This window comes from Bordetella trematum (assembly GCF_900078335.1).
Lineage (GTDB): Bacteria > Pseudomonadota > Gammaproteobacteria > Burkholderiales > Burkholderiaceae_B > Bordetella > Bordetella trematum.
Genome location: NZ_FKBR01000006.1, coordinates 38,654 through 52,425, shown reverse-complemented (window position 1 = coordinate 52,425; position 13,772 = coordinate 38,654). Strand labels below are relative to the sequence as shown.

15 protein-coding genes are annotated in these 13,772 nt (G+C 65.0%); 2 read left to right on the top strand and 13 right to left on the bottom strand.

The annotated features are described in order from the left end of the window. Positions 1–12 precede the first annotated feature (12 nt). The 4 genes from A7V84_RS00890 to A7V84_RS00875 form a co-directional block, all read right to left on the bottom strand. Positions 13–1,185 carry an enoyl-CoA hydratase/isomerase family protein gene (locus A7V84_RS00890; RefSeq protein ID WP_025515990.1) on the bottom strand — a complete coding sequence of 391 codons (1,173 nt, stop codon included), beginning with the start codon at positions 1,183–1,185 and terminating at the stop codon, positions 13–15. Further along, complete coding sequence (locus A7V84_RS00885; protein WP_025515989.1) at positions 1,182–2,336, bottom strand: acyl-CoA dehydrogenase family protein; 1,155 nt, start codon at positions 2,334–2,336, stop codon at positions 1,182–1,184. Before A7V84_RS00885 ends, A7V84_RS00890 begins: the two co-directional genes overlap by 4 nt. Positions 2,337–2,513: 177 nt before the next feature. Next, entirely contained in the window at positions 2,514–2,855 is a 342-nt protein-coding gene (locus tag A7V84_RS00880) for an RnfH family protein (RefSeq protein WP_063492308.1), read from the bottom strand. Beyond that, complete coding sequence (locus A7V84_RS00875) at positions 2,845–3,279, bottom strand: type II toxin-antitoxin system RatA family toxin (protein ID WP_025515986.1); 435 nt, start codon at positions 3,277–3,279, stop codon at positions 2,845–2,847. The genes A7V84_RS00880 and A7V84_RS00875 overlap by 11 nt, the downstream gene beginning before the upstream one ends. A 65-nt stretch (positions 3,280–3,344) precedes the next feature. On the opposite strand from A7V84_RS00875, the gene smpB reads away from it, so the two are divergent. After that, positions 3,345–3,806, top strand: a complete 462-nt coding sequence (gene smpB / locus A7V84_RS00870) for an SsrA-binding protein SmpB (protein WP_025515983.1) — start codon at positions 3,345–3,347, stop codon at positions 3,804–3,806. Between the two features lie 41 nt (positions 3,807–3,847). On the opposite strand, the gene A7V84_RS00865 is transcribed toward smpB, so the two are convergent. From A7V84_RS00865 to ppsA, 3 genes are all read right to left on the bottom strand, one after another. Further along, positions 3,848–4,783 carry an SPFH domain-containing protein gene (locus A7V84_RS00865; RefSeq protein ID WP_025515980.1) on the bottom strand — a complete coding sequence of 312 codons (936 nt, stop codon included), beginning with the start codon at positions 4,781–4,783 and terminating at the stop codon, positions 3,848–3,850. A gap of 34 nt (positions 4,784–4,817) precedes the next feature. After that, positions 4,818–5,249: an NfeD family protein gene (locus tag A7V84_RS00860; RefSeq protein ID WP_025515979.1), complete on the bottom strand. Its 432-nt coding sequence runs from the start codon at positions 5,247–5,249 to the stop codon at positions 4,818–4,820. Positions 5,250–5,434: 185 nt separating this feature from the next. Further along, on the bottom strand, positions 5,435–7,801 hold the full coding sequence (gene ppsA, locus A7V84_RS00855; protein WP_025515977.1) for a phosphoenolpyruvate synthase: 2,367 nt from the start codon (positions 7,799–7,801) through the stop codon (positions 5,435–5,437). 160 nt (positions 7,802–7,961) lie between these two features. On the opposite strand from ppsA, the gene ppsR reads away from it, so the two are divergent. Next, a complete protein-coding gene (gene ppsR, locus A7V84_RS00850) occupies positions 7,962–8,786 on the top strand; it encodes a posphoenolpyruvate synthetase regulatory kinase/phosphorylase PpsR (RefSeq protein WP_025515975.1) in 825 nt (274 codons plus the stop codon). A 16-nt stretch (positions 8,787–8,802) separates the two neighbouring features. Here the strand turns inward: ppsR and A7V84_RS00845 are convergent, their stop codons facing one another. The 6 genes from A7V84_RS00845 to lpxD all read right to left on the bottom strand — a co-directional run bounded on the left by A7V84_RS00845 (position 8,803) and on the right by lpxD (position 13,769). Next, the gene (locus A7V84_RS00845; protein WP_025515973.1) at positions 8,803–9,585 is read right to left on the bottom strand and encodes a TrmH family RNA methyltransferase; all 783 of its coding nucleotides are present in this window, start codon (positions 9,583–9,585) and stop codon (positions 8,803–8,805) included. Then, positions 9,582–10,190: a ribonuclease HII gene (gene rnhB / locus A7V84_RS00840; protein WP_025515971.1), complete on the bottom strand. Its 609-nt coding sequence runs from the start codon at positions 10,188–10,190 to the stop codon at positions 9,582–9,584. Before rnhB ends, A7V84_RS00845 begins: the two co-directional genes overlap by 4 nt. Continuing rightward, positions 10,177–11,358 carry a lipid-A-disaccharide synthase gene (lpxB, locus tag A7V84_RS00835; RefSeq protein WP_025515970.1) on the bottom strand — a complete coding sequence of 394 codons (1,182 nt, stop codon included), beginning with the start codon at positions 11,356–11,358 and terminating at the stop codon, positions 10,177–10,179. The genes rnhB and lpxB overlap by 14 nt, the downstream gene beginning before the upstream one ends. Next, positions 11,355–12,149, bottom strand: coding sequence for an acyl-ACP--UDP-N-acetylglucosamine O-acyltransferase (lpxA, locus tag A7V84_RS00830; protein WP_033534755.1), 795 nt, complete (start codon positions 12,147–12,149; stop codon positions 11,355–11,357). The genes lpxB and lpxA overlap by 4 nt, the downstream gene beginning before the upstream one ends. Next, positions 12,150–12,605 (bottom strand): 3-hydroxyacyl-ACP dehydratase FabZ, encoded by a 456-nt coding sequence (gene fabZ / locus A7V84_RS00825; protein ID WP_025515967.1) that lies wholly within the window; start codon positions 12,603–12,605, stop codon positions 12,150–12,152. It lies immediately after the preceding gene. Positions 12,606–12,683: 78 nt separating this feature from the next. After that, on the bottom strand, positions 12,684–13,769 hold the full coding sequence (gene lpxD, locus A7V84_RS00820) for a UDP-3-O-(3-hydroxymyristoyl)glucosamine N-acyltransferase (protein ID WP_025515965.1): 1,086 nt from the start codon (positions 13,767–13,769) through the stop codon (positions 12,684–12,686). Between the last annotated feature and the right edge of the window lie 3 nt (positions 13,770–13,772).

Below are 13,772 nucleotides of genomic sequence, written 5' to 3'. Positions count from 1 at the left end.
CGCCCGCCCGGTTCAGATGCCCTGCCCCAGATCCGCCAGCGGATGCGGCGTGCCTTGCGGCCATGGCTCCTGGAAGAAGCGCTGAACCCAGGCCTCGTCGGCCTCGGCCAACGTGGCCGGCCGCCAGCGCGGCTGCCTGTCCTTGTCGATCAGCAAGGCGCGTATCCCTTCCTGGAAGTCGCCCTCGGCGACGCTGGCCAGCACCGCTACATACTCGGCCCGGAATACGTCGCCCAGCGAGCGCATGCGGGTGTGCTGCAACAGGGCGAAAGCCAGGCGGGCCGAGCCCGGCGCGCCTGCCAGCATGGTCGAGGCCGCGCGCGCCAGCCACGGATCGTCATGATCCTTGAGCGTGGCGATCTCGCCATAGACCTCTTCGAGGCGATTCGAGCCGCACAGGCTGTTGATCAGAAAGGCATGCTGACGCAGCGGCCCCGGCTCCAGCGGCGTGGCCGGCTCGCGGGCCAGCAGCGCCTGGCGCAGCAGGCCGTCATTGATCGAGCGCGGCGCCAGATTGCCGCTGCCCGGCCCGCCCGGCTGGGCGGCCCAGGGCTGGCGCAACAGATCTTCGCAGAATGCCGGCCAGTCGGCCGAATCCAGGCGGAAGTCGGCAATGCCCGCAAAAAAGGCGTCCGACGTATTGACGTTGGCGCCAGTCAGGGCAAGGAACAGCCCGCTGCGCCCAGGCATGCGGTTGAGCAACCAGTTGCCGCCCACATCCGGAAACAGGCCGATGGTGATCTCGGGCATGGCCATGCGCGAGGTCTCGCTGACCACGCGATGGCTGGCGCCCATCATCAGGCCCATGCCGCCGCCCATCACGATCCCGTGGCCCCAGCACAGCAAGGGTTTGGAATACGTGTGGATGCGGTAGTCCAGGCGGTATTCACGCTCGAAGAAGTCGCGCGCATAGGGATTGGCCCAAGGGCCCTGCCCCTGGTGCTCGCGCATGCTGGCGTACAGACCGTGCAGATCGCCCCCGGCGCAGAAGGCCTTGCCGCCCGCGCCCTGCAGGATCACCACGGCGATGGCAGGATCGCGCGCCCAGGCCTGCAGGCGCTCATCGAGCAGATCCACCATTTCCAGCGACAGGCCATTGAGGGTCTGGGGCGCATTCAGCGTGGCTACGCCCAGGCGCGCGCCATTGTCGGCGACACGCTCTTCGAACAATACTGCGTCACTCATCGGATATCCGCTCCCTTGTCGAGCAACTGGCGGGCCACGATCACGCGCATGATCTCGTTGGTGCCCTCCAGAATCTGGTGTACACGAGTATCGCGCACCAGACGCTCCAGCGGATAGTCACGCAAATACCCATACCCGCCATGGATCTGCTGCGCGTCCAGGCAGATCTGGAAGCCCATGTCCGTGGCGAAGCGCTTGGCCATGGCGCAATAGGTGCTGGCATCGGGCGAGCCGCCATCGAGCTTGCAGGCGGCCAGCCGCACCATCTGGCGCGCCGCCACCAGGTGGGTGGCCATGTCGGCCAGCTTGAACTGCAAAGCCTGGAACTCGGACAGCTTGCGATTGAACTGGCGTCGTTCGTCCATGTAGCGGCGCGCCGCATCCAGCGCCCCCTGGGCCGCGCCTACCGAGCAGGTGGCGATGTTGATGCGTCCGCCATCCAGGCCCTTCATGGCGATCTTGAAACCCTCGCCCTCGGCGCCCAGCATATTGGCTGCCGGCACCCGGACGTTCTCGAAAGTGATTGGACGGGTGGACTGGCTGTTCCAGCCCATTTTCTCTTCCTTGCGGCCATAGGTGATGCCGGCGGCGTCGGCCGGCACGGCAAAGGCCGACACGCCATTGGGGCCGGGGCCGCCGGTGCGCGCCATGACCACCAGCAGGTCGGTGTCGCCGCCGCCCGAGATGAAGGCCTTGGCGCCGTTGAGCACGAAGGCGTCGCCATCGCGCTCGGCACGTGTGGTGAGCGATCCGGCATCCGAGCCGGCATTGGGTTCGGTCAGGCAGTAGGAGGCCAGTTTCTGCCCGCTGGCCAGGGCCTCGCCCCACTCGGCGCGCAGCGCCTCGCCGCCCCACTGCCCGACCATCCAGGTAGCCATGTTGTGGATGGTGAGAAAGGCCGTGGTGGAAGGATCGACAGCGGCCATCTCCTCGAAGACCAGCGTGGCATCCAGACGCGGCAGACCGAGCCCGCCGATGCTTTCATTGGCATAGATGGCGCAAAAACCCAGCTCGCCGGCGCTGGCAAACGCCTCGCGCGGAAAAATCCCTTCTGCATCCCACTGGGCAGCGTGCGGCGCCAGCACGCCCTGCGCATAATCGCGCGCGGCTTGCGCAAACGCCCGCTGTTCGTCGTTGAGTTCGAGATCCACAGCCTGTCTCCTGTTTTTGTCGGTACGGTTCGGGCCAGCCTGCGCCGGCATCCGGAACCTGGCGTCAGCCATTTTGGCATGACGTTAACGTAAACGTAAACAACTGAGCGATGATAAGCCAGCTTGCGCCGCCAGCTTGTCTCGACGGCGACATTGCTGCAATGCAAAATGAAGCGGCTAGAGCAGTCCCGCCGGACGCACGCGTCCGCCCGTCTCGGCGATGCGCGCGCGACGGTGCGCGTCGCGCCGGCGGCGCGACTCTTTCGGGTCGAAGCTCAGGGCGCGGTAGATTTCCACCCGGTCGCCATCACGCAGGCGCGTCTGCGGCCCGGCACGCCGGCCGAACACCCCTGCCCCGTGCTGCCAGGGATCCTGCCCGCCGAACGCCTGGGCAAAGCCGCTGGCCTGCAGAGCCTGTTCCAGCGTGGCGCCGCCGGGCAACTGCAGGGTGCGCTCCCAGATGCCACCCGCCTGCGGCGGGCGTGCATAACAGACCGAGACAGTCAGTTCATTCGCCATAGACCTGCTGGGCCCGCTTGGTAAAGGACTCGATGAAACTGGTGGCGATTCGGTTGAACACCGGGCCGACCACCATCTCAAGCGCCCGATTGGAGAAGGCATACTCCATGGTGAACAGCACCTTGCAGGCGTCCTCGGCCAGCGGCTCGAACACCCAATGGCCCACCAGGCTGGAAAATGGGCCGTCCACCAGTTGAAGATCGATGCGATGGGGATAATCATGCGTATTGCGGGTGGTGAAGCGCTGCTTCATTCCCGCAAAGCTGATCATCACCGAAGCCTGCATCCCGTGTTCATCACGGGTCTGGACTTCGGCGCCGCCGCACCATGGCATGAATTCCGGGTACTTTTCCACCTCGGCCACCAGGTCAAACATCTGGGCCGCGCTATAAGGAACCAGGACGGAACGTTGTACTTTGTGCATCGCCTACCGCAAATGGCTAGAATGATCGGATTTTACCGGCATCACGTGCCCCATTCATTGCGTCTATGAGCATTATCGACAACCGCAAGGCCACGCACGACTATTTCATCGAGGATCGCTACGAAGCCGGCATTGTGCTCGAAGGCTGGGAAGTGAAGGCGATCCGCGCCGGTCGCGTCCAACTCAAAGAGAGCTACGTCATCGTACGCGACGGTGAACTATACCTGCTGGGCATGCATGTAAGCCCGCTGGCCACCGCCTCAACCCATATCCATCCCGACGCCATGCGCACGCGCAAGCTGTTGCTCAAGGCCGAGGAAATCCACAAACTGATCGGCAAGGTCGAGCAGCGCGGCTTCACGCTCGTGCCGCTGAACCTGCACTACAAGAATGGCCGCATCAAGCTGGATTTTGCCCTGGGCCGGGGCAAGAAGCTCTACGACAAGCGTGACACCGCCCGCGAGAAAGACTGGGAACGCGAGCGTGAACGCATCATGAAGCACGATACCCGCCGCCGCGACGGCTGAGTCCGGCATCGGGCGCGCCGCCTGGCGCGCCCTTTCCGTGCTCAGGCGCGCGTGCCCTGGGTACCCTTGACGATGGTCATGGCCGAAGCCACCAGGCCGCCCACATCCGACAGATTGGACGGCAGGATGAGGGTGTTGCCCTCCTTGGCTACCGCGCCGAAGGCATCGACATAACGCTCGGCCACCTTCAGGTTGACCGCTTGCATCCCGCCCGGCTGCTGCACCGCATCGCCGACCTGCGTAATGGCCTTGGCCGTGGCTTCGGCAATCGCCAGCACCGCGGCCGCCTCACCCTGGGCCTTGTTGATCTGCGCCTGCTTCTCTCCCTCGGAGCGGGCAATCGCGGCCTCGCGCTCGCCGGTGGCGATGTTGATCTGCTCCTGGCGGCGGCCTTCGGAAGCGGCGATCAGGGCGCGCTTTTCACGCTCTGCCGTGATCTGCGCCTGCATGGCACGCAGAATCTCATTGGGCGGCGTCAGATCCTTGATCTCGTAGCGCAGCACCTTCACTCCCCAGTTCAGGGCCGCCTCGTCCAGCGACGCCACGATGGTGGTATTGATGAAATCGCGCTCTTCGAAGGTGCGGTCGAGCTCAAGTTTGCCGATCACCGAACGCAGCGTGGTCTGGGCCAGTTGCGTGATGGCGGAAATATAGTTGGACGCGCCGTACGAAGCACGCATCGGATCGGTCACCTGGAAATACAGCACGCCGTCGACCTGCAGCTGCGTGTTGTCGCGCGTGATGCAAACCTGGCTGGGAACGTCCAGCGGGATTTCCTTGAGCGAATGCTTGTAGGCCACCCGCTCGATGAACGGAATGACGAAGCCGGCGCCCGGCGACAGGACGCGGTCGAACTTGCCCAGGCGTTCGACCACCCAGGCGTGTTGCTGCGGCACGATCGCGATGGCCTTGATGACCACCAGCAACGCCAGGACGACGATGACCACCAGGGCCGTGGTAGATGTGTCGAACTGCATGATTCCCCCTACTGAAGATGAACGGGCCGCACGCTCAGCGCGCGGCTTCGGATTTGGGCGCCAGCACCAGCACTGCGCCCCGGATGGCCGTGATCACATGCAGGCCGCCGGCCTGCGGCTGGCCCGCGGCCAGCTGCGCCTGCCATTGCGCACCCCGATACTGCACGCGTGTGCGCCCCTCGGGCGACCACGTCTGCACCATGACGGTCTGGCCGATATCCAGATTGACATCGGCATTGCGCGAGGCGTCGATCTCGCGCTTTTTCAGGATGCCGCGACGACGCAGCAACAGCAGGCCCAGCACCGCCACCCCTGCGCAGGCGAGCAACTGCCACTCGAACATCAGACCGGCCCAGGACGCCAGGCCGCCTGCTGCCAGGCCCAGGGCCACCAGCAGCAGATAGAACGTACCCGAGGCCACCTCGCCGATAAGGGCGAGCGCCGCCAGGCCAAACCAGATCCACATAGCTGCCTCCGGAAAGTCGATTCCACGATTGTACGGACACTGGGGCCCGGCGGCACGGCTTTCGCCTGCCCCCTTCGCTGCGGCCCTGCATGATCCGACCCCGCCTAAAAAGAAACGGCAGGATCGCTCCTGCCGTTTTCGGCGGCATGGGCGGCGCCGCCCATGCCTGCTGACATCGCCCGGCCTCAGTTCTTGGCCAGACGCTGCCAGGTATCGACCACCGTATCGGGGTTCAGCGACATCGACAGAATGCCTTCGGCCTTGAGCCAATCGGCAAAGTCGGGATGGTCGCTGGGGCCCTGGCCGCAGATGCCGACGTACTTGCCTGCCGACAGGCAAGCCTGGATGGCACGGCGCAGCATGAACTTGACGGCCTCGTCACGCTCATCGAAGTCGGCCGCCAGCAGCTCCATGCCGGAGTCGCGGTCCAGGCCCAGGGTCAGCTGGGTCATGTCGTTGGAGCCGATCGAGAAGCCGTCGAAGTACTCGAGGAACTGCTCGGCCAGAATGGCGTTGGACGGCACTTCGCACATCATGACCAGACGCAGGCCGTTCTCGCCGCGTTTCAGGCCATGGGCCGCCAACAGCTCGACCACGCGCTTGGCCTGGCCGACCGTACGGACGAAGGGCACCATGATCTCGACGTTGGTCAGGCCCATCTCGTCGCGCACCTTCTTGAGGGCCTCGCATTCCATGCGGAAGCACTCGGCGAAGTCCTCGGCGATATAACGCGACGCGCCGCGGAAGCCCAGCATCGGGTTCTCTTCCTCGGGCTCATAGCGCGAACCGCCCACCAGCTTGCGGTATTCGTTGGACTTGAAGTCCGACATGCGCACGATGACGGGTTGCGGCCAGAAGGCCGCGCCGATGGTCGCCACGCCTTCGGCCAGCTTGTCGACGAAGAAAGCGCGCGGGCCGGCGTGGCCACGGGCGGCCGACTCGACCGCCTGCTTGAGCTCGGCGTCGACGTTCGGGTAGTCAAGCACGGCCTTCGGGTGAATGCCGATGTTGTTGTTGATGATGAATTCCAGGCGGGCCAGGCCCACACCGGCATTGGGAATCTGCGCGAAGTCGAAAGCCAGCTGCGGATTGCCCACGTTCATCATGATCTTGACGTCGATCGGGGGCATGGCGCCACGGCGCACTTCCTCGACTTCGGTCTCGATCAGGCCGTCATAGATGCGGCCTTCGTCGCCCTCGGCGCAGGACACCGTCACCGGCTGGCCTTCCTTGAGCACATCGGTGGCTTCGCCGCAGCCGACCACGGCCGGGATGCCCAGTTCGCGCGCGATGATGGCGGCGTGGCAGGTACGCCCGCCACGGTTGGTAACGATGGCCGAGGCACGCTTCATCACCGGCTCCCAGTTGGGGTCGGTCATGTCGGTGACCAGCACGTCGCCCGGCTGCACCTTGTCCATTTCGGAGACGTCGCCCACGATGCGCACCGGGCCCGAACCGATCTTCTGGCCGATGGCACGGCCGGTGATCAGCACCTCGCCGGTGGCCTTCAGGCGGTAGCGCAACTGCACGTCATTGCTCGACTGCTGCGACTTCACGGTTTCCGGACGCGCCTGCAGGATGTAGATCTTGCCGTCGATGCCGTCACGGCCCCACTCGATGTCCATCGGGCGCTGGTAGTGCTTCTCGATGATGACCGCGTAGCGGGCCAGCTCGATGACTTCTTCGTCGGTGAGCGAGTAACGGTTGCGCTCGGAGACCGGCACATCGACCGTACGCACGGCGCGGCCTTCCGGACGCTCCGGGTCGAATTCCATCTTGATCAGCTTGGAGCCGATGCGGCGGCTCAGGATCGGGTAGTGGCCGCGCTCCAGCGCGCCCTTGAAGACGTAGAACTCGTCCGGGTTGACGGCGCCCTGCACGACGGTTTCGCCCAGGCCGTACGACGAGGTGATGAACACGACTTCTTCGAAACCCGACTCGGTGTCGATGGTGAACATCACGCCGGCGCTGCCCTTGTCGGAACGCACCATGCGCTGCACGCCGGCCGACAAAGCGACTTCGGCGTGGGCATAGCCCTTGTGCACGCGATAGGAGATGGCGCGGTCGTTGTAGAGCGAGGCAAACACGTGGCGGATCTTGTCCAGCACGTCGTCGATGCCCACCACGTTCAGGAAGGTTTCCTGCTGGCCGGCGAACGAAGCGTCGGGCAGGTCTTCGGCGGTGGCCGACGAGCGCACGGCGAAGGAACCCTTGCCGTCGGCATCCAGCTTGGCGAAGGCTTCGCGGATGGACTCCTCGAACTTGGCCGAGAACGGCGCATCGACGATCCATTGACGGATCTCGGCACCGGCGGCAGCCAGCTCACGCACGTCTTCGGGGTTGAGCGTCGCCAGGCGATCGGCGATGCGCTTGTCCAGGCCCGAGGCGGTCAGAAAATCGCGAAAGGCTTCTGCAGTCGTGGCAAAGCCGCCCGGAACGCGGACGCCCGCGCCAGACAGCTGACTGATCATTTCACCTAGCGATGCGTTCTTACCCCCTACCGAGTCCACGTCCGTCATGCGGAGCTGCTCGAAACTAACCACATACGACATTGAAGTCACCTTTTACAATGGAAGAAAGCGAGTTTGGTCAGAACAGAAAACCTGTGCTGGCCAAACTGGCCTCGGCGCCCTTGGGGTGACTCTTTTTCAGGGCTGTGATTGTACCCGCTCGGGTCCTCTTAGGCCTGTCCATGGTTGGAATTTTTTACATATGAGCACTAGCCCGATCGTCCGCACTGTTTATATCGTCTCCGATAGTACCGGCATCACCGCCGAAACCTTCAGCCAATCAGTGCTTTCGCAATTCGACCAGGTCGAATTCAAGCCCATCCGGCTGCCCTACATCGACACCCTCCAGAAAGCCGAGGATACTGCGGCGCGCATCAACCGCAACGCCGAGGAAACCGGCGTGCCGCCCATCGTCTTCAGCACCCTGGTTCATCCTGAAATCCTGGCTCGCGTGCGCCAGGCCAACGGCATTTTCCTGGATCTTTTCGGTACTTTCGTCAGCCATATCGAACAGGCGCTGGGCCAGAAATCCAGCCATTCCATCGGCCGTTCGCACATGGCGGTGGACTCGGAGCGCTACCGCACCCGCATCGATGCCATCAACTTCAGCCTGGCCCACGACGACGGCCAATTCATCAACCAGCTGGACCAGGCCGAGGTTATCCTGGTGGGCGTGTCGCGTTGCGGCAAAACCCCCACCAGCCTCTATCTGGCCATGCAGTACGCCATCAAGGCGGCCAACTTCCCGCTCACGCCCGATGACTTCGAGCGCGGCACCCTTCCCAAGACCATCGCGCCCTACCGCGACAAGCTGTTCGGCCTGTCGATCCAGCCGGAACGTCTGGCCGAGGTGCGCAACGAGCGTCGACCCAACAGCAGCTATGCCAAGCTGGAACAATGCCGCTACGAAGTCGCCGAGGCAGAACGCATGATGCGACGCGAAGGCATCCCGTGGCTGTCCACCACCACCAAGTCGATCGAAGAAATCGCCACGACCGTACTTCAGGAAGTGGGGCTGGATCTGTAAGGCACGCGGCCCCCGCTCAGGGGGCCGTCATACGCTGGCGGCGCTGCTCGAACAGACAGACCGCCGCGGCCGCTCCCACATTGAGCGATTCCACCGCCTGCGCGTCATGCGGGATGTGCAGTCGCCACTGCGCGCGCGCCTGCAGCGCGGCATCGACGCCCTGCCCTTCGTGGCCGAACACCCAGGCCAGCGCCGCCGGCAGGGGCGCGCCAAACAGACTTTGGGCATCTTCCAGGGTGGTGACCGCCAACGGCACCGCCAGACGGTCGATCAGGGCATGCAGATCGACCTGCTCATGCAGGGTAAGCGCGAAATGCGCGCCCTGCCCGCTGCGCAGCACCTTGGGCGACCAGGCCGAGGCGCTGCCAGGCGCCAGATAGACCGAGCGGACGCCGGCGGCCGCGCAGGTGCGCAGCAAGGTGCCGACATTGCCGGGATCCTGGATGCGGTCGATCAGCACGCAATTGTCTTCGATGCGCGCCGGCAAGACTGCCACCGGCGGCTGCACCACGAAGGCGACGCCCTGGTCGGCCTCGACGCTGCCCAGCCCACGCATCAGACGCGATTCCAGCGCCAGGCAGCGCGCCTCGGGCACCTGGGCGGCCAGGGCCGCCAGTTCCGGGCGCTCCAGCCGCGCCGCATCGAACACGGCCTGATCGGGAGCGCCATGGCGCTGCAGCCACGCCTGGCACAGATGCACGCCTTCCAGCAGCACTGCCTGTCCGCGCCGCCCGGCCTGTTCGGCCAGCCGGTACAAGGCCTTGACGGCCGGATTGTCTCGCGAGGAAATCAGTTTCATGCGGCCTGGCCGAAGGCTTTGATGGGGGCAAAGCTGCGCCGGTGCTCGGGACACGGACCGTGTTCGCGCAGACGGCTCAGATGCAAGGCCGTACCGTAGCCTTTGTGCTGGTCAAAGGCATATTGCGGATACTCGGCATGCAGACGCAGCAGATCGGCATCGCGCGCTGTCTTGGCGAGGATGGAGGCGGCCGAGATCGCCGGCACCTTTGCATCGCCCTTGATGACAGTCTGTACCGTGCAGGCCAGATGGGGCGCCTGATTGCCATCGACCAGCGCCACCCTGGGCGCCTGCGCCAACCCCTGGACCGCACGCTGCATGGCCAGCATGGTGGCGCGCAGGATATTCATGCTGTCGATCTCCGCGACGCTGGCGCTGGCGATGCACCAGCTGAGCGCATGGGCCTTGATCTCGGCAGCCAGCGCTTCGCGCGTCTGCGCCTTGAGGGCCTTGGAGTCGGCCAGCCCGGCGATCGGCCGCGAGGGGTCGAGGATCACGGCCGCCGCATAAACGGCGCCGGCCAAGGGCCCGCGGCCCGCCTCATCGACGCCGGCGACATCCGCGCCGGCCGGAATGATTTCGCCAAAGAGGTCAGGCTGGTCCATGCGCAACCTCCAGGATGGCCTGGGCCGCCAGCGTCGGCGTATCGCGCAGCAGCTCCTGGTGCAGCGCCGTGAAGCGTGCCTCGATGCGGGCCGCGCCGGCCGCATCGGTCAGGGACGTCCAGCACGCCTCGGCCAGTTTTTCGGGCGTGGCGTCGTCCTGCAGCAACTCGGGAACGGCGAAGTCCTTGAGCAGTACGTTGGGCAAGCCCACCCACGGCAGATATGGCCGCTGCTGGCCGGACTTCCAGGCCATGATGCGCCGCATCCACGGCGACAGCACATAGGAAATCACCATGGGGCGCTTGAACAGCGCCGTCTCGAGCGTCGCGGTACCGCTGGCGACCAGCACGGCGTCGGCCGCCTCCATGACGCTCCAGGCCACCGGCGTGCCGCCCGGCTCCTGTTCGGCAGTCACGCAACGCAGGCCCGGCACCGGATGTTGCGCCAGGATCTGTTCGAATTCGGCCTTGCGCTGCGCGTTGACCATGGGCACCACGCAACGCAAGGTCGGATCACGCTGGCGCAGCAGCGCGGCCGCCTGCAGGAAGCGGGGCGCCAGAATGCGGATTTCTGAGGAACGGCTGCCCGGCAGGATCGCCAGCACCCGCTCATCGGGCTGCAGGCCGAGCCGGCGGCGCGCCGCCGCACGATCCGGCTGCATCGGTATGACACCGGCCAGCGGATGGCCGACATAGGTCACCGGGATCCCTTCCTTGCGGTAGATCTCTTCCTCGAAGGGAAAAAGCACCAGCATGTGGGACACCGCAGCCCGGATCTTGTGGATGCGCTCGTAACGCCAGGCCCAGATCGACGGCCCCACGAAATGCACCGTGGGAATGCCGGCCTGCCGCATCTGCAGCTCCAGCCGCAGATTGAAGTCCGGCGCATCGATGCCCACGAAGGCTGCGGGGCGCTCAGCCAGGAAGCGGTCGCGGGTATTGCGATAAATGGACAGCAGGCTGGGCAGACGCTTGAGCGCATCGACGTAGCCGAACACGCTCAGGGCGTGCATCGGATGCCAGGCCTCGAATCCACGCGCCTGCATCTGCGGCCCGCCAATGCCGGCGGTATGCAGATCGGCGGCGCGCGCCTGCAGGCCGCCGATGATGCGCCCGGCCAGCAGATCGCCCGAAGGCTCGCCGGCCACCATCCCGATGGATAGCGTCATGGGCGGATGATGCCTCGGTTGGAGGCGTCCAGGAAATCAAGGATGACCTGCAGCGGCCCTGCCACCTCGGGCTCCTGTTGCTGGCGCTCGCGCAAGGCTTCACGCGCCTGATCCAGGGTCAACCCACGGCGATAGAGGATTTTGTAGGCTTCGCGCAGCGCCGAAAGACTGGCCGGCGAAAAACCCCGACGCTTGAGCCCTTCGACATTGATGCCGACCGGACGGCAAGGATTGCCCGCGCTCAGCATGAACGGCGGCGCGTCCTGCATCAGCGAACTGTTGCCCCCGGTCATGCTGTGCGCCCCGATCTTGGAGAACTGGTGCACGCCGGTCAGGCCGCCCACGATGGCGAAATCGCCCACGTGCACGTGACCGCCCAGCTGCACGGCATTGGCCAGGATGGTATTGCTGGCGATATGGCAGTCATGCGCAATGTGCACGTAGGCCATGATCCAGTTGTCGTCGCCCACCGTGGTGGCGCCGCCATCCTGGACGGTGCCGGTATTGAACGTGGTGAACTCACGCACCGTATTGCGATCGCCGATCACCAGCCGGGTAGGCTCGCCGGCATATTTCTTGTCCTGCGGCATGCCGCCGATGGAGCAGAAACGATAGAAACGATTATCGCGACCGATGGTCGTCACGCCATCGATGACACAATGCGGACCGATTTCGGTACCTGCGCCGATCGTCACGTCCGGCCCCACCACACTGTAAGGCCCGATAATGACTGAGCTATCGATACGGGCGGCCGGATCAACGACTGCGGTGGGATGGATGTTTGCGGACATTTACTCTTCCAGGCTGCGAACGGCGCACATGAGTTTGGCCTCGGCCACCAGTTGGCCATCGACCAGGGCACGGCCCTGATACTTGCAGATCGTGCGGCTCAGGCGCTCCGCCTCGACCTCGATGCGCAATTGGTCGCCCGGCACCACCGGACGGCGGAAACGCGCGCCGTCGATACCCACAAGATAATACGCCGTCTTGCCGCCTTCGCATTTCAGGCCGCCATTTTCATCCGTGAACGAAAACAGCGCCGACGCCTGCGCCATGGCCTCCACGATCAGGACTCCGGGCATGACCGGATGGTGCGGAAAATGGCCGGTAAAAAACGGCTCATTAATGGAAACGTTTTTGATGGCGACAATGGATTTCCCCGGCACCATTTCCAGCACGCGGTCGATCAGCAGCATCGGATAACGATGCGGCAGACGCTCCATAATCCCCTTGATATCGAGTTCCATGACTTTCGTTCCTGCAGTTTTAAGATGGCGCAAGGCGCCCGCGAGCGCCTTGCCTAGAGTTTTCCGCGACAGCGGCGGTTACGTCTTTTCGAGTGAGCGGATACGACGGCGCAAGGAGCCAAGCTGTTGTATCACAGCGGCGTTGCGCTGCCACTCGCCATGCTCGGCATAGGGATAGACGCCAGTGTAACGTCCGGGCTTGTGAATGCTCGAGGTCACCGGAGTGCCGCCCGAGATGGTCACATCATCGCAGATCGTGAGATGACCGGACAGCATGGCGGCCCCGCCGATGATGCAGCGCTCGCCGATCACGGTCGAACCGGCCACACCGACACAGGCGGCAATCGCCGTATGCGCCCCGATACGCACGTTGTGCGCGATCATGATCAGATTGTCGAGCTTGACGCCGTCGCCCACCAGCGTGTCTTCGAGGGCGCCGCGGTCGATGGTGGTGTTGGCGCCGACTTCGACATCGTCGCCCAGCGTTACGCCGCCCAACTGCGGAATCTTGCCCCAGGCGCCCTTGCCCAGGGCCGGGTCGGGCGCAAAACCGAAGCCATCGGCGCCCAGCACCACGCCACTGTGCAAAATGGCGCGGGCCCCGACGCGTACGCCCTCATAGAGGGTCACGCGGGCATGCAGGCGGCTGTCCGGCCCGACATGGCTGCCGGCGCCGATCACACAGCCGGGGCCCAGCACCGTGCCACGGCCGATGTGGGCGCCCGCCTCGATCACGCACTGCGGCCCGATACAGGCGCCGGATTCGATCACCGCATCCGCCGCCACCACGGCGCTGGGATGGACGCCGGCGGCGGGCACGCCGCGACGTTCGGCATCAAACCATTGAGCCAGGCGGGCAAACAGCAGATAGGGATGCTTGCAGAGCACCAGCGCGGCGGCAAACCCCTGCTCTCGCAGGGCCTGCGCCACCTCGGGCGTCACGATCACGGCCGCCGCGGCGGTCGTGGCAACCTGGCTTTGATAGCGCGGGTTGGCCAGAAAAGCGATTTCATGCGGGCCGGCGCCGGCCAGGGTGCCAATGCCGGCCACCTGCGGCGGCGTATCGGCATTCAGATCCAGCGTGGGATCCAGACCCTGGGTGTTGGCTTGCGACAGCAGCGTGTCCAGCCGCGGCGCGCGGCCGAGTTCCAGCAGAACCGGCATACC

What these genes read in the sequence shown, in the direction of transcription:
- A7V84_RS00890 (WP_025515990.1), bottom strand. Translation starts at nt 1,185, where the DNA reads ATGAGTGACGCAGTATTGTTCGAAGAGCGTGTCGCCGACAATGGCGCG.
- A7V84_RS00880 (WP_063492308.1), bottom strand. Translation starts at nt 2,855, where the DNA reads ATGGCGAATGAACTGACTGTCTCGGTCTGTTATGCACGCCCGCCGCAG.
- A7V84_RS00875 (WP_025515986.1), bottom strand. Translation starts at nt 3,279, where the DNA reads ATGCACAAAGTACAACGTTCCGTCCTGGTTCCTTATAGCGCGGCCCAG.
- smpB (WP_025515983.1), top strand. Translation starts at nt 3,345, where the DNA reads ATGAGCATTATCGACAACCGCAAGGCCACGCACGACTATTTCATCGAG.
- A7V84_RS00865 (WP_025515980.1), bottom strand. Translation starts at nt 4,783, where the DNA reads ATGCAGTTCGACACATCTACCACGGCCCTGGTGGTCATCGTCGTCCTG.
- A7V84_RS00860 (WP_025515979.1), bottom strand. Translation starts at nt 5,249, where the DNA reads ATGTGGATCTGGTTTGGCCTGGCGGCGCTCGCCCTTATCGGCGAGGTG.
- ppsA (WP_025515977.1), bottom strand. Translation starts at nt 7,801, where the DNA reads ATGTCGTATGTGGTTAGTTTCGAGCAGCTCCGCATGACGGACGTGGAC.
- ppsR (WP_025515975.1), top strand. Translation starts at nt 7,962, where the DNA reads ATGAGCACTAGCCCGATCGTCCGCACTGTTTATATCGTCTCCGATAGT.
- A7V84_RS00845 (WP_025515973.1), bottom strand. Translation starts at nt 9,585, where the DNA reads ATGAAACTGATTTCCTCGCGAGACAATCCGGCCGTCAAGGCCTTGTAC.
- rnhB (WP_025515971.1), bottom strand. Translation starts at nt 10,190, where the DNA reads ATGGACCAGCCTGACCTCTTTGGCGAAATCATTCCGGCCGGCGCGGAT.
- lpxB (WP_025515970.1), bottom strand. Translation starts at nt 11,358, where the DNA reads ATGACGCTATCCATCGGGATGGTGGCCGGCGAGCCTTCGGGCGATCTG.
- lpxA (WP_033534755.1), bottom strand. Translation starts at nt 12,149, where the DNA reads ATGTCCGCAAACATCCATCCCACCGCAGTCGTTGATCCGGCCGCCCGT.
- fabZ (WP_025515967.1), bottom strand. Translation starts at nt 12,605, where the DNA reads ATGGAACTCGATATCAAGGGGATTATGGAGCGTCTGCCGCATCGTTAT.
- lpxD (WP_025515965.1), bottom strand. Translation starts at nt 13,769, where the DNA reads ATGCCGGTTCTGCTGGAACTCGGCCGCGCGCCGCGGCTGGACACGCTG.